General features: G+C 60.6%; 10 protein-coding genes. 5 read left to right on the plus strand and 5 right to left on the minus strand.

Features of this window, described 5'->3' with window-relative positions:
* Window positions 1–21: 21 nt before the first annotated feature.
* On the plus strand, window positions 22–1,041 hold the full coding sequence (locus ACM6IQ_RS09825) for a quinone-dependent dihydroorotate dehydrogenase (RefSeq protein ID WP_017337504.1): 1,020 nt from the start codon (window positions 22–24) through the stop codon (window positions 1,039–1,041).
* Window positions 1,042–1,346: 305 nt separating this feature from the next.
* Here ACM6IQ_RS09825 and rmf read toward each other — a convergent pair whose 3' ends face one another.
* Window positions 1,347–1,562 (minus strand): ribosome modulation factor, encoded by a 216-nt coding sequence (gene rmf, locus ACM6IQ_RS09830; protein ID WP_003223300.1) that lies wholly within the window; start codon window positions 1,560–1,562, stop codon window positions 1,347–1,349.
* Between the two features lie 531 nt (window positions 1,563–2,093).
* Between rmf and rlmKL the strand changes: the two genes are divergently transcribed.
* Together rlmKL and ACM6IQ_RS09840 are read left to right on the plus strand one after the other, a co-directional pair.
* Window positions 2,094–4,364 (plus strand): bifunctional 23S rRNA (guanine(2069)-N(7))-methyltransferase RlmK/23S rRNA (guanine(2445)-N(2))-methyltransferase RlmL, encoded by a 2,271-nt coding sequence (gene rlmKL / locus ACM6IQ_RS09835; RefSeq protein ID WP_414878627.1) that lies wholly within the window; start codon window positions 2,094–2,096, stop codon window positions 4,362–4,364.
* Window positions 4,365–4,507: 143 nt separating this feature from the next.
* Window positions 4,508–6,898: a diguanylate cyclase gene (locus tag ACM6IQ_RS09840; protein WP_414878628.1), complete on the plus strand. Its 2,391-nt coding sequence runs from the start codon at window positions 4,508–4,510 to the stop codon at window positions 6,896–6,898.
* 126 nt (window positions 6,899–7,024) lie between these two features.
* Here ACM6IQ_RS09840 and dacB read toward each other — a convergent pair whose 3' ends face one another.
* Window positions 7,025–8,485, minus strand: a complete 1,461-nt coding sequence (dacB, locus tag ACM6IQ_RS09845) for a D-alanyl-D-alanine carboxypeptidase/D-alanyl-D-alanine-endopeptidase (protein ID WP_017337507.1) — start codon at window positions 8,483–8,485, stop codon at window positions 7,025–7,027.
* 233 nt (window positions 8,486–8,718) lie between these two features.
* Here dacB and ACM6IQ_RS09850 point away from each other — a divergent pair, with 233 nt between their 5' ends.
* Window positions 8,719–9,063, plus strand: a complete 345-nt coding sequence (locus tag ACM6IQ_RS09850) for a YggL family protein (protein ID WP_007896965.1) — start codon at window positions 8,719–8,721, stop codon at window positions 9,061–9,063.
* A 60-nt stretch (window positions 9,064–9,123) separates the two neighbouring features.
* Here the strand turns inward: ACM6IQ_RS09850 and ACM6IQ_RS09855 are convergent, their stop codons facing one another.
* On the minus strand, window positions 9,124–10,314 hold the full coding sequence (locus ACM6IQ_RS09855; RefSeq protein ID WP_017337508.1) for a benzoate/H(+) symporter BenE family transporter: 1,191 nt from the start codon (window positions 10,312–10,314) through the stop codon (window positions 9,124–9,126).
* Between the two features lie 291 nt (window positions 10,315–10,605).
* Here ACM6IQ_RS09855 and ACM6IQ_RS09860 point away from each other — a divergent pair, with 291 nt between their 5' ends.
* On the plus strand, window positions 10,606–11,370 hold the full coding sequence (locus ACM6IQ_RS09860; protein WP_008027375.1) for a GntR family transcriptional regulator: 765 nt from the start codon (window positions 10,606–10,608) through the stop codon (window positions 11,368–11,370).
* A 178-nt stretch (window positions 11,371–11,548) separates the two neighbouring features.
* Here ACM6IQ_RS09860 and guaD read toward each other — a convergent pair whose 3' ends face one another.
* Both guaD and xdhC read right to left on the minus strand, forming a co-directional pair.
* Window positions 11,549–12,853: a guanine deaminase gene (gene guaD, locus ACM6IQ_RS09865; protein ID WP_414878629.1), complete on the minus strand. Its 1,305-nt coding sequence runs from the start codon at window positions 12,851–12,853 to the stop codon at window positions 11,549–11,551.
* A gap of 8 nt (window positions 12,854–12,861) precedes the next feature.
* Window positions 12,862–13,707: a xanthine dehydrogenase accessory protein XdhC gene (gene xdhC / locus ACM6IQ_RS09870; protein ID WP_017337510.1), complete on the minus strand. Its 846-nt coding sequence runs from the start codon at window positions 13,705–13,707 to the stop codon at window positions 12,862–12,864.
* Window positions 13,708–13,790: the final 83 nt, after the last annotated feature.

Below are 13,790 nucleotides of genomic sequence, written 5' to 3' on the forward strand. Positions count from 1 at the left end.
TGCCCAGAGTCAAACCCGCCCATGTACACCCTGGCCCGTCAGCTGTTGTTCAAACTTTCCCCGGAAACCTCCCACGATCTGTCCCTGGACCTGATCGGCGCGGGCGGGCGTTTGGGCCTCAACGGCTTGCTGTGCAAGGCTCCGGCGAAGATGCCGGTGACGGTCATGGGGCTGGACTTCCCGAACCCGGTAGGCCTGGCGGCGGGCCTGGACAAGAACGGCGCGGCCATTGATGGTTTTGCGCAACTGGGTTTCGGTTTTGTCGAAATCGGCACCATCACCCCGCGTCCGCAGCCGGGCAACCCGAAACCACGGATTTTCCGCCTGCCGGAAGCCGAGGCGATCATCAACCGCATGGGCTTCAATAACCTCGGCGTCGATCACCTGCTGGCCCGCGTGGCAGCGGCCAAGTACAAGGGTGTGCTGGGCATCAACATCGGCAAGAATTTCGATACGCCGGTCGAACGCGCGGTTGACGATTACCTGATCTGCCTGGACAAGGTCTACGCCCACGCCAGCTACGTGACGGTCAACGTCAGCTCGCCGAACACGCCAGGCCTGCGCAGCCTGCAATTCGGAGACTCGCTCAAGCAGTTGCTGGCTGACCTGGCGACCCGTCGTGCGGAGCTGGCTTTGCGCCACGGCAAGCACGTACCGCTGGCCATCAAGATCGCACCGGACATGACCGACGAAGAAACCGCTCAAGTCGCGCAAGCGCTGATCGAAACCGGGATGGATGCGGTGATTGCCACCAACACCACCCTGAGCCGCGTCGGTGTTGAAGGCATGGAGCACGGTGACGAGGCGGGCGGCTTGTCCGGCGCACCGGTTCGCGACAAGAGCACCCACACCGTAAAAGTGCTGGCCGCAGAATTGGCCGGTCGCTTGCCGATCATCGCTGTGGGTGGCATCACCGAAGGCAAGCATGCAGCCGAGAAAATCGCGGCGGGTGCGAGCCTTGTTCAGATCTACTCTGGATTCATCTACAAAGGCCCGGCGCTGATTCGTGAATCCGTCGACGCCATCGCGGCGCTGCGCTGAAGGGCTCTTGTGGCGAGGGGATTTATCTGTGGCGAGGGAGCTTGCTCCCGCTCGGCTGCGAAGCAGTCGTAAACCCTGCAACCGCATTTTACCTGACATTCCGGATTGACCCGTTCCGGGGCCGCTTCGCAGCCCAGCGGGAGCAAGCTCCTCGCCACAAAAGCAGATTTCGGATTCCAGGTAATTTGCAGGCATAAAAAAGGGCTCCTCGAAGGAGCCCCTGGGCCGGAGCCCGCCGCCCGGATGGGGCGTGCGTGGTAAGTCGTTCAGTAATCAGGTTGTCGTGTCGGAGTGTGTGCCCTGTGTTAGCCGACGGCGTGAAGTTCGTTGAGTCTGTGGATTCCCGCAGTGCCGGTCATACCGTCCCAGTTGTCGCCGCGTCCTTCTCGCCAGCCGTTAATCCAGGCTTGGCGTACCGACGGTAGAGTAAATGGGCAAAGCTCACGGGATTTGCCACCAACGCCATATTGATATCCGCGCAAAAATGCTCTTTCCAACGGATCACGCTTAAGTCTTCTCATAGGGTGTTGCCCTCACTTGTTGACTGTATTTATCGCGTTGACCTCAATCGAGGTCTGGCAGAAATGTCTGCCGTTGGGGGGCTCGCTGCCGGCGTGGCGAGCCAGGGTGTTGACGTCCGTTGTGGCGCCAACCTGTGTTGAGTTCTAACCAATGCGTCACATCGAGGGAATGATCATTTTGTCATAAGGACGTAACCATAAAGATGCTATGGCCATAAGTAACACGATGTTTGCCCCGTATTTATTGGTCAAAGCCCTGTATGATCGGCCCTCCGCAAGATGATGGGGTTAATCCTTTAGTGAGAATGGCTCGTGTTGCGTCGAGGCATTATTCGACGAAGGGTCAACTTATGACATTTTGTTGCTTCAACTTTTTTATCTGCCCGTGCATCTAAGCTCTTCTAACCCGAGCAGCACGGGTGGGACGGCACACCTTCGTGCCACGCGGGCGCTCTTTTAGAAAAGCGCCTGATTGAAAACCGGGCCGGCAATGCGTTGCCGGTCCACTTAGCCAAAGGCTCTGGAATTACCATGTCCGATCGTTTCGAACTCTTCCTCACTTGCCCCAAAGGCCTTGAAGGCCTGCTGATCGAGGAAGCCGTCGGGCTTGGCCTTGAAGAAGCGCGTGAGCACACCTCTGCCGTGCGCGGCATGGCGACCATGGAAACCGCTTATCGCCTGTGCCTGTGGTCGCGTCTGGCGAACCGGGTACTGCTGGTGCTCAAGCGTTTCCCGATGAAAGATGCCGAGGACCTGTACCACGGCGTGCTCGATATCGAGTGGCAAGACCACATGCTCAACGACGGCACCCTGGCCGTCGAGTTCAGCGGCCATGGCTCGGGTATCGACAACACCCACTTCGGCGCCTTGAAAGTCAAAGACGCCATCGTCGACAAACTGCGCACCCCGCAGGGCGACCGCCCGTCCATCGACAAACTCAACCCGGACCTGCGCATTCACCTGCGTCTGGACCGTGGCGAAGCCATCCTCTCCCTCGACCTCTCCGGCCACAGCCTGCACCAGCGCGGCTATCGCTTGCAGCAGGGCGCGGCGCCGCTGAAGGAAAACCTCGCGGCGGCCATCCTGATCCGTTCCGGCTGGCCACGTATTGCGGCCGAGGGCGGCGCACTGGCTGACCCGATGTGCGGTGTTGGTACGTTCCTCGTCGAAGCGGCGATGATTGCTGCCGACATGGCGCCGAACCTGCGTCGTGAGCAGTGGGGTTTTACTGCCTGGCTCGGTCACGTACCGGCGCTGTGGAAAAAGCTGCACGAAGAAGCCACCGAGCGCGCCGCGGCCGGCCTGGCCAAGCCACCGCTGTGGATTCGCGGTTACGAAGCCGATCCCCGCCTGATTCAGCCGGGCCGCAACAACGTCGAACGCGCCGGCCTGAGTGAGTGGATCAAAATTTACCAGGGCGAAGTCGGCACCTTCGAACCACGTCCGGACCAGAACCAGAAAGGCCTGGTGATCTGCAACCCGCCGTATGGCGAGCGTCTGGGCGACGAGGCGAGCTTGCTCTACCTCTACCAGAACCTTGGCGAGCGCCTGCGCCAGGCCTGCCTGAACTGGGAAGCGGCGGTGTTCACCGGCGCCCCGGATCTCGGCAAGCGCATGGGCATCCGCAGCCACAAACAGTATTCGTTCTGGAACGGCGCGTTGCCGTGCAAGCTGCTGCTGATCAAGGTCACCCCGGACCAGTTCGTCACCGGTGAACGTCGCACCCCTGAACAGCGTCAAGTCGAGCGCGAACAAGCTGAAGTCGAAGTCGCCGACAACGATGTGGCGCCGGGCAAGTACGAGAAGTACAACAAGAACGGCAACCCGATCAAACCGGCCCCGGTAGTCGTCGAGCAGCCGCGCTTGAGCGAAGGCGGGCAGATGTTTGCCAATCGCCTGCAAAAAAATCTCAAGGCGCTGGGCAAGTGGGTCAAGCGTGAAGGCATCGACTGCTACCGCGTCTACGATGCCGACATGCCGGAATATTCGATGGCCATCGATCTGTACCAGGATTGGGTCCACGTCCAGGAATACGCCGCGCCGAAATCCATCGACCCGGAAAAAGCCTCGGCCCGCATGTTCGACGCCCTGGCAGCCATTCCGCAGGCGTTGAACATCGACAAGAGCCGCGTGGTGGTCAAGCGTCGCGAACGTCAGAGCGGCACCAAGCAATACGAGCGTCAGGCCGCGCAGGGCAAGTTCGTCGAGGTCAACGAAGGTGGCGTGAAGCTGCTGGTCAACCTCACCGACTACCTCGACACCGGGCTGTTCCTCGACCACCGGCCAATGCGCATGCGCATTCAGAAAGAGGCAGCCGGCAAGCGCTTCCTCAACCTGTATTGCTACACAGCGACCGCCAGCGTCCACGCGGCCAAAGGCGGCGCGCGCAGCACCACCAGCGTCGACTTGTCGAAAACCTACCTTGACTGGGCGCGTCGCAACCTGTCGCTGAACGGTTTCTCCGACAAGAACCGTCTGGAGCAGAGCGACGTGATGGTCTGGCTCGACGCCTGCCGTGACGAGTTCGACCTGATCTTCATCGACCCGCCAACCTTCTCCAACTCCAAGCGCATGGAAGGGATTTTCGACGTGCAGCGTGACCAGGTGCAACTGATCGACCTGGCGATGGCACGACTGGCGCCGGGGGGCGTGTTGTACTTCTCCAACAACTTCCGCAAGTTCGCCCTTGAGGAAAATCTCACCGAGCGTTACGCGGTCGAGGAAATCACGGCGCAGACCATTGATCCGGATTTTGCCCGCAATGGGAAGATCCACCGGGCCTGGAAAATCATGGCACGTTGACGCTTTCCGGCATTGGATCCACAGAGCCTTGATTTTTAAAGGCTCTTGGCTTCTTTCAGTGCTGGCCAAATTGATGGCTAATAGCTATAACTCAAGGCATGGCCAATGGGCTTTTCCGGCACCTGGCGTTTTGAGTTGCCTCTATGTCGCTGCACGCCGTGCGCCCCAAGATCCTGGGTTTTATCAGTGAAGATGTTTCGGCCTGGCTGGTCGCGCTGCTGGTATTGATCATCGGCGGAGTGCTTACGGGGCTGTTGGCCTGGTCGACCCTGAACCTGTTTCACCAGCAATTGCGGCAACGTTTCCAACTGATGGCCAGTGAACGTTACAGCCGTATCGAAGAGCGTTTTGAAGATCAGGAGCAGCGCCTCGACGGCCTGCGCCGGTTCTTCGCCAATTCCGATGACGTCGACCGCGAGGAATTCAACGGTTACACCCAACCTCTGCTGCACCGAACCCAGGCGTATTCGTTTGCGCGGCGGGTCAGCGGTGCCGAGCGCGCGGAATTCGAGCGCCAGGTGCGCGAGGAAGGTTTATCCGATTTCAGCATTCGTGAGCTCAACGCCGAAGGCCAGCTGCAACTGGCGGCCGAACGGGATGAATACGTGGTGGTGGTATATAGCCAGACGCAAAGCCGGCTCGGCTCGCCGTTGGGTTACGACTTGCTCGCGCAACCCCTGCGCCGCTCCACCCTGGAACGGGCCGACCAGAATACCCGGATGGCGGTGTCGCAGCCGCTGCACCTGGTCAGTATCGAGCCGGCGTATGCCCGGGGCGTGCTGCTGGTCGCGCCGGTCATCTCCCGCGACAGTCCGGGGTCCAAACCCTACGGTTACGTGATGGCGGTGATCAGCATGCGTCAGTTGCTGGCCGACGGGCTGCCGGAGGCGGGACACGATTACCTGTCGGTGCGCATCCTAGACCTGTCCACCGACGATCAACACGAAGTGCTCTATGAATCCCCCAACGGACCTGCCGTCAGTGAGTTGGCCGCGACCCGGTTGCTGGGGCTTGCCGATCACGATTATCAAGTCGATATCCAGCCAAGCGAAGCGTTCCTGCAAGCCAACCATTCTTCGGTCACCAGCGTGGTGGTGTTGGGTGGTTTGCTCAGCCTGATGCTCAGCGCGCTGCTTTATGTGCTGGTCAGCCAGCGCCAGCGGGCGTTGAGCATGGTGGAACAGCGGACCGAGGAGCTGCGCGCTCGTGAGCAGGAACTGCGCGGCACCCATGGTCAGCTGCGCGGCGTGCTGAATGCCGCGACTCAGGTGGCGATCATCGCCACCGACCTGCGCGGCGTCATCAGCACGTTCAACGCCGGAGCGGAGCAGATGCTCGGCTACTCCAGCATGGACGTGGTGGGCCACATGACCCTGGAAAACCTGCACCTGCCCCGGGAATTGGCGGCGCGCTCGGCGGAATTGAGCGCGCGCTACGGCAAGCCGATTCCGACCTGCCAGGCCATGTTGGTCGAGGGCGGCGAGGAGGGCGGTCACGAAGCGCGGGAGTGGACCCTGGTTCGCGGTGACGGCAGCCATTTGACGGTGAACATGCTGGCGACCCCGGTGCTCGACGAGCAAGGGCTGTGGGTCGGGCACCTGGCAATCTGCATCGACGTCACCGAGCGCAAGCGGGTGCATGAGGCGCTCGCCGCACGGGATCTGCTATTGAAGAAACTCAGCGCCCATGTGCCCGGCGGGATCTACCAGTTCAAGATGGAATTCGACGGACGCTTCAGTGTGATCTACGCCAGTGATGGCATTCGCGAGATTTACGAGCTCGAACCGGACGTGTTGCTGCTCAACGCTGAAGCGATTTTCACCCGGATCCATCCCCAGGACACCACCCGGGTTCGCGCCTCCATCCGGGCCTCGGCAGACACGCTCAGCCCGTGGCGCGAAGAATACCGTGTGCTGCTGCCGGTGCGTGGCCTGCGCTGGGTCCGGGGTGAAGCGACTCCGGAAGAGCTGCCCGGCGGTGGCGTGCTCTGGCATGGCTACATTTCGGACATCTCCGACCTGAAACGGGTGGAAGAAGAGCTGCGGGCGCTGTCGATTACCGACTCGCTGACCGGGATCCACAACCGCCGCTACTTCCAGGAGCGCCTGACCTCCGAAATGGCCCGGGTCGAGCGCGGTGGCGGCGAATTGTCGGTGATCATGCTCGACATCGACCACTTCAAACGCATCAATGACCAGCACGGACATGCAGTGGGCGATCGGGTGTTGCAGGCCGTTTGCGAGCGTATCGGCCATCGGCTGCGTCGCACCGACGTGTTCTGTCGCCTGGGCGGCGAGGAGTTCATGGTGCTCTGCCCGGATATCGACGGCGAGCAGGCGTATGGGTTGGCGCTGGAGCTGTGGCAAGGATTGCGCAGCTCGCCGATCGAGGACGTCGGAATCGTTACCGCGAGTTTCGGGATCGCCAGCTGGCGCGTCGATGAGGGCGCGGATGCGTTGCTGCTGCGGGCAGACTCGGGGGTGTATGCGGCGAAGCAGGCGGGACGGGATCGGGTTCAGGGCGAGATGAATTAACCCCGGCCGTACACACTCCCCCCTGTGGGAGCTAGCCTGCTAGCGATAGCGGTGTGTAATTCAATACATGTGTCGACTGACACACCGCTATCGCTAGCAGGCTAGCCCACATTGGATTTTCGGTGTTTACAACACCGAAGCCGTATCAGGCAGTTTCGGCTGGCGATACAAGTCCAGCAGCACCTGGTCCAGTACCGACGATGCACCAAACGGTGCCTTGTCGTTGAGGATCGCCACCACCGCCCAGGTATTGCCGTTGACGTCGCGGCTGTAGCCTGAGATCGCACGCACGGTGTTCAAGGTGCCGGTCTTGACGTGGGCTTCACCGCGCATCGCCGTCGTCTTCAGGCGTTTGCGCATGGTGCCGTCGGTGCCGGCAATCGGCATCGAGCTGATGAACTCGGCAGCGTACGGGCTGCGCCATGCGGCTTGCAGCATCGCGGCCATTTCACGCGCACTGACACGTTCTGCGCGGGAGAGGCCGGAACCGTTCTCCATCACCAGGTGCGGCGCGGTGATGCCTTTCTTCGCCAGCCACTGACGGACTACGCGTTGGGCCGCCTTGGCGTCGTCGCCGTCGGCGTCGGTGCGGAATTTCTGCCCCAGGCTCAGGAACAACTGCTGAGCCATGGTGTTGTTACTGTATTTGTTGATGTCACGGATGATTTCCGCCAGGTCCGGGGAGAAGGCGCGAGCCAGTACCTTGGCATCTTTTGGCGTGGGTGCCAGAACGTCCTTGCCCTGAATGCTGCCACCCAGTTCTTTCCAGATTGCCCGGACCGCGCCAGCGGTATAAGTCGAGTGGTCGAGCAGCGACAGGTAAGTCTGGGAACTGCAGCCCTCGCCCAGTTGACCGCCGACGGTCACGTTCACGGTGCCATCGGCCTGGGTCACCGGGTTGTAACGCACGCCACCGGTGCATTGCTTGGAGTTGACGGCCTTGACCTGGTTTTCGATGCGGATGCTGGAGATCGGCGGCTCGACCGAAATCAGCACCCGACCGTTGTCGTTGCGCGCCACGAAGCGCAGGGCCTTGAGGTTGACCAGCAGCGAGTCGGGTTTGACCAGGAACGGCTTGTTCTCGTCATTGCCGTCATCGTTGAACTCGGGCAATTGCGGTTGGACGAAGAAGCCACGATCCAGCACCAGGTCGCCGGTGACTTGGGTCACACCGTTGGCGCGCAGGTCGCGCATCAGCAGCCAGAGTTTTTCCATGTTCAGTTTCGGGTCGCCGCCACCCTTGAGGTAGAGGTTGCCGTTGAGAATGCCGCCGCTGAGCGTGCCGTCGGTGTAGAACTCGGTTTTCCACTGGTGGTTCGGGCCGAGCATTTCCAGCGCGGCGTACGTGGTGACGAGTTTCATGGTGGAGGCCGGGTTGACCGAGACGTCAGCATTGAAAATGGTCGGCGTGCCTGGACCGTTGAGCGGGATCATCACCAGTGACAGGGCGTTGTCCTGCAGCTTGCTGGCCTTCAGGGCTTTTTCGACGTTGGGCGACAGGCCGGTGTTGATGGAGGCGGCGGAAACGGGGAGGGCCAGGGGGAGAAGTAGACTGGCCAGCAACAATGGACGCAAAGATTTGATCATGTGAAATAAAACCCTACAGCCGAGGGGAAAAAAGACGAGGGCATGAAGATAAATTCCCTCAGTGGTCATGAAAGTGTCGACATTATGCCCCAAGGTGTAGCGGCTTGTGCCGTGCCCCGGCCACCTTATCCGCTATTTTTTACCGGCGGTAACGTGTCGAGCCCAGAGAATCGGGCAATTGGCGGCTTAAACTGCTAAAGTGCCGCCCGTTATTACTTATGAGGATTGTTCCAATGGCGACTAACCGTTCCCAGCGTCTGCGCAAAAAACTGTGCGTCGATGAATTTCAAGAGCTGGGTTTCGAACTGAACCTGGATTTCAAAGAAGATTTGGCTGATGAAGCCATTGATGCTTTCCTCGACGCGTTCCTGAAAGAAGCCATGGAAGCCAACGGTCTGGGCTATGTTGGCGGCGACGACTTCGGTCTGGTTTGCCTGCAGAAGCGTGGCTCGGTGTCCGAAGAGCAGCGTGCTGCTGTTGAAGCCTGGCTCAAAGGCCGCAGCGAACTGACTGAAGCCACCGTCAGCCCGCTGATCGACGTCTGGTACCCGGAAAAGCCGATCAATCCGGTAGCTTGATGTCATGAAAAACGGCGACCCGCGGGTCGCCGTTTTTTTATGTGAAAATCTTTTGCTCTTTCAGGCTTTACGCCCATTCAGAATCACCAGCGTCAACACCCCCGCCACAATCCCCCAGAATGCCGAACCGATGGAAAACAGCGTCAGCCCCGACGCCGTGACCATAAAGGTGATCAACGCCGCTTCACGTTCCTTCACTTCGGCCATGGCAATGCTCAAGCCATTGATGATCGAACCGAACAGCGCCAGCGCCGCAATCGACAGCACCAGTTCTTTTGGCAACGCCGCGAACAACGCCGCCAGCGTCGCGCCGAAGACCCCGGCGATCCCGTAGAAAATCCCGCACCAGACCGCCGCCGTATAACGCTTGTTGCGATCCTCGTGGGCATGCGGGCCGGTGCAGATCGCCGCGCTGATGGCGGCCAGGTTGATCCCGTGGGAGCCGAAAGGCGCCAGCAGCAACGAGGCGATGCCCGTCGTGGTGATCAGCGGCGAGGCCGGTACCGTGTAGCCGTCGGCGCGCAGCACGGCGATGCCCGGCATGTTCTGCGAGGTCATCGCCACGACGAACAGCGGGATGCCGATGCTGATGGTCGCGGCCAGGGAAAAGTGCGGCGTGGTCCAGACCGGTGTCGCCACTTCCAGGTGAAACGCACTGAAATCCAGCAGCCCCATGAACCCTGACAACGCCGTACCGATGAGCAATGCAGCGAGTACGGCGTAGCGCGGCGACAGACGCTTGACCACCAGGTACGTGAAGAACATTCCCAATACCAGTGCAGTGCGATGCTGGGCTGCGACGAAAATTTCGCTGCCGATCTTGAACAGAATCCCCGCCAGCAACGCCGCGGCCAATGACGCCGGAATCTTCTTCACCAGGCGTTCGAAGCTACCGGTCAAGCCACAAACTGTCACCAGCACCGCGCAGGTGATGTAGGCGCCAATGGCTTCGCCGTAGCTCACACCGCCCAGGCTGGTGATCAGCAACGCCGCGCCGGGTGTCGACCAGGCGATGGTGATCGGCGTGCGATAACGCAGGGACAGGCCGATCGAGCACACCGCCATGCCAATGGAGATCGCCCAGATCCACGAAGAAATCTGCCCGCTGGTCAGGCCTGCCGCTTGCCCGGCCTGGAACATCAGCACCAGGGAACTGGTGTAGCCGGTCATCATCGCGATAAATCCTGCAACGATGGCGGAAGGGGACGTATCCGCCAACGGGCGGAGCTGCGTGTGCGTGGCGTCGTTCATGACAGCGGTGTTCCTTCATGCGTACGAAAATATCCACAGCAGCGCAAGAAATCTTGCAGGAGCCGGTTTTTGGCTACTGCAGGAGATCGCGCTGCGGATTCTGCGGATAAGCCTAAACTCAAACGTAAGCAATCGTTGCAATACAGCAAAGGCGACAAACAGCCGTACAGTCGTGTTGCCACCATCCATTGTGTACAATCGCGGTGTTTTTTACGCGATACTTGCCAGCGACCCACTGTGCCGTATTACAGTCACGGTCAATTCGCCGCAGTTCTCCCGACTCGAGTGCCCATGAACGAACAGTTGCAACCCCTCAAGAAACAACCGCGAGCAGGCAAAGCCGGCCGCAGCGGGACCCAGGACGATATTGTCTACGCGCATATCTTCGAGGCCATCCTCGAACAGCGCCTGGCGCCCGGCACCAAGTTGAGCGAAGAAGCGCTGGGGGAAATATTCGGGGTCAGTCGCACCATCATTCGCCGCGCGCTGTCGCGTCTGGCCCATGAAGGCGTCGTGCTGCTGCGGCCGAACCGTGGTGCCGTGGTTGCCAGCCCGAGTGTCGAAGAAGCGCGGCAGGTGTTCCTCGCCCGGCGTCTGGTCGAGCGGGCGATCACTGAACTGGCGGTACAACATGCCACCGCCGAGCAGATCGCCGAATTGCGCCAAATGGTCAACGACGAACGCGACAGCTTCTCCCGTGGCGATCGCGGTGCCGGCATTCGTCTGTCGGGCGAATTTCACCTGAAGCTGGCCGAAGCGGCGAAGAACGCTCCGCTGATCAGCTTCCAGCGCAGCCTGGTGTCCCAGACTTCATTGATCATCGCCCAGTATGAAAGTGGCAACCGTTCGCACTGTTCCTACGACGAGCACACCCAACTGATCGACGCCATCGAAGCGCGCAACGGTGAGTTGGCGGTGAACCTGATGATGCATCACATGGATCACATCGACAGCAAACTCAACCTCGACGAGGAAAGTGCGTCGGATGATTTGCATGCGGTGTTCTCGCATTTGTTGCAGACCAAGAAGCCAGGGCGTTCGCCAGCGAAAATCTGATGGACCGGGGTGCCCCAATCGCTGGCAGGCCAGCTCCCACAGGTTGTTGGATGTACGGTAGATACTGTGGACACCACAAATCACTGTGGGAGCTGGCCTGCCGGCGATAGCAATCCGACCGGCAACAAAAATCCCCCAGGGCTGAACACCACTGGGGGATTTTTTATGCCTGAAAGAATTAGCGCTGATGCACCTGATTCCCCGCCGCATACGTCTGCAGAACCGTCCGGTCGTCCCCCAGCGTCATCAGCACAAACAACGTCTCGGCAATGTTATTGGCCTGCTTCAAGCGATAGCTCAGCAACGGCGTCGCGTTGTAATCCAGCACCAGGAAGTCCGCATCGGTACCCGGCAGCAACGTGCCGATCCTGTCTTCCAGACGCAACGCACGTGCACCGCCGAGGGTCGCCAGGTACAGCGATTTGAACGGGCTCAGTCGTGCACCTTGCAGCTGCATGACTTTGTACGCCTCGTTCAATGTTTGCAGCAGCGAGAAACTGGTGCCGCCACCCACGTCCGTGCCCAAACCGACGTTCAGCTTGTGCTTCTCGGCCATCGGCAAATTGAACAGGCCGCTGCCGAGGAAGAAGTTCGAGGTCGGGCAGAACGCAATCGCCGAGCCGGTTTCTGCCAGGCGCGCACATTCGTCGTCGCACAGGTGTACGCCGTGGGCGAACACCGAGCGCTCGCCCAGCAACTGGTAGTGATCGTAGACGTCGAGGTAGCCCTTGCGCTCCGGGAACAATTCCTTGACCCACTCGATTTCCTTGAGGTTTTCGCTGATGTGGGTCTGCATGTACAGGTCCGGATATTCGCTCAGCAACTGGCCGGCGAGGGTCAGTTGTTCCGGGGTGCTGGTCGGGGCGAAACGCGGGGTGACGGCGTAGTGCAAGCGACCCTTGCCGTGCCAGCGCTCGATCAGCGCCTTGCTTTCGACGTAGCTGGATTCGGCAGTGTCGGTCAGGTAGTCCGGCGCGTTGCGGTCCATCATCACTTTGCCGGCGATCATCCGCAGGTCCAGCTGCTCGGCGGCCTCGAAGAACGAGTTCACCGATTGCGGGTGCACGCTGCCGAATACCAGCGCGGTGGTGGTGCCGTTGCGCAGCAGTTCCTTGATGAAAATGCCCGCGACTTCGTCGGCGTGAGCCTTGTCGGCGAACTGGCTTTCACACGGGAAGGTGTAGGTGTTGAGCCAGTCCAGCAACTGCTCGCCGTAGGCGCCGACCATGCCGGTTTGCGGCAGGTGAATGTGGGTGTCGATGAAGCCGGGGGTGATCAGCGCGTCTTGATAATGAGTGATCTCGATATCGGCGGGCAGGGTTGGCAGCAGTTCGCTGGCGTGGCCGAGCGCGCTGATCTGGCCGTTATCGACCACCAGCAAGCCGTCTTCGAAATACTCGTAGGAGGCTTCGATGCCAACGATGGCGGGGTCGGCGATGCTGTGCAGGATGGCGGCGCGGTAGGCTTTGCGAGTCAGAGGCATGAGCTTTCTCAGTGGGAGGCTTGGCTGCGGCGTGAAGCAGGCAGCAGTTTGGCAATCGATGATCCGGCGCTGGCGGTCTGCTGGCCGAAACTGGCGTTATAGGTGGCGATGATTTCGCCGGCGATGGAGATGGCGATTTCCACAGGCAATTTGCCTTTGACTTCGCCAATGCCCATCGGGCAGCGCATGCGTTGCAGCACGCTGCTGTCAAAACCACGGTCGCGCAGGCGATGTTCGAACTTCACCCGTTTGGTCTTCGAGCCGATCAGGCCGAAGTAGGCGAAGTCGTTGCGCTTGAGGATCGCGGCGGTGAGTTCGAGGTCGAGCTGGTGATTGTGGGTCATGACGATGCAGTAGCTGCCGGCGGGCAGGTCGTCGATTTCATCCACCGGCTCTTCGGTGACGATCTTGCGTACGCCGTGGGGGATCTGTTCGGGGAATTCGTCTTCCCGCGAATCGATCCAGCGTACCCGGCAGGGTAGGCTGGCGAGCAGCGGCACCAGCGCCCGGCCGACATGGCCGGCGCCGAACACGGCGATCTGCGCCTGCACCTGGCCCATCGGTTCGAACAGCAACACGGTCACGCCGCCACAGCACTGGCCCAGGCTGGCGCCGAGGCTGAAGCGTTCCAGGTGCGTGTCCTGTTTGCCGCTGGCCAGCATGTCGCGACCGATCTGCATGGCCTTGTATTCCAGATGCCCGCCACCGATGGTGTCGAAGGTCTGGGTGGCACTGATGACCATCTTCGAACCGGCATTGCGCGGCGTCGAGCCGAGCTCTTCGATGATGGTCACCAACACGCAGGGTTCACCCCGGTTTTGCAGGTCGGCGAGGGCGTCGATCCAGTTGTACATATTCACCTCGACATCTGTGTGGTCTGTTCGGGCCTCATCGCCAGCGGGCTAGCTCCCACAGGGGAATGCATTCCAAATGTGGG

The organism is Pseudomonas sp. IT-P100 (assembly GCF_949767185.1).
Classification (GTDB): domain Bacteria; phylum Pseudomonadota; class Gammaproteobacteria; order Pseudomonadales; family Pseudomonadaceae; genus Aquipseudomonas; species Aquipseudomonas fluorescens_B.

What these genes read in the sequence shown, in the direction of transcription:
- guaD (WP_414878629.1), bottom strand. Translation starts at nt 12,853, where the DNA reads ATGCCTCTGACTCGCAAAGCCTACCGCGCCGCCATCCTGCACAGCATC.
- rlmKL (WP_414878627.1), top strand. Translation starts at nt 2,094, where the DNA reads ATGTCCGATCGTTTCGAACTCTTCCTCACTTGCCCCAAAGGCCTTGAA.
- ACM6IQ_RS09840 (WP_414878628.1), top strand. Translation starts at nt 4,508, where the DNA reads ATGTCGCTGCACGCCGTGCGCCCCAAGATCCTGGGTTTTATCAGTGAA.
- ACM6IQ_RS09850 (WP_007896965.1), top strand. Translation starts at nt 8,719, where the DNA reads ATGGCGACTAACCGTTCCCAGCGTCTGCGCAAAAAACTGTGCGTCGAT.
- xdhC (WP_017337510.1), bottom strand. Translation starts at nt 13,707, where the DNA reads ATGTACAACTGGATCGACGCCCTCGCCGACCTGCAAAACCGGGGTGAA.
- dacB (WP_017337507.1), bottom strand. Translation starts at nt 8,485, where the DNA reads ATGATCAAATCTTTGCGTCCATTGTTGCTGGCCAGTCTACTTCTCCCC.
- ACM6IQ_RS09855 (WP_017337508.1), bottom strand. Translation starts at nt 10,314, where the DNA reads ATGAACGACGCCACGCACACGCAGCTCCGCCCGTTGGCGGATACGTCC.
- ACM6IQ_RS09825 (WP_017337504.1), top strand. Translation starts at nt 22, where the DNA reads ATGTACACCCTGGCCCGTCAGCTGTTGTTCAAACTTTCCCCGGAAACC.
- ACM6IQ_RS09860 (WP_008027375.1), top strand. Translation starts at nt 10,606, where the DNA reads ATGAACGAACAGTTGCAACCCCTCAAGAAACAACCGCGAGCAGGCAAA.
- rmf (WP_003223300.1), bottom strand. Translation starts at nt 1,562, where the DNA reads ATGAGAAGACTTAAGCGTGATCCGTTGGAAAGAGCATTTTTGCGCGGA.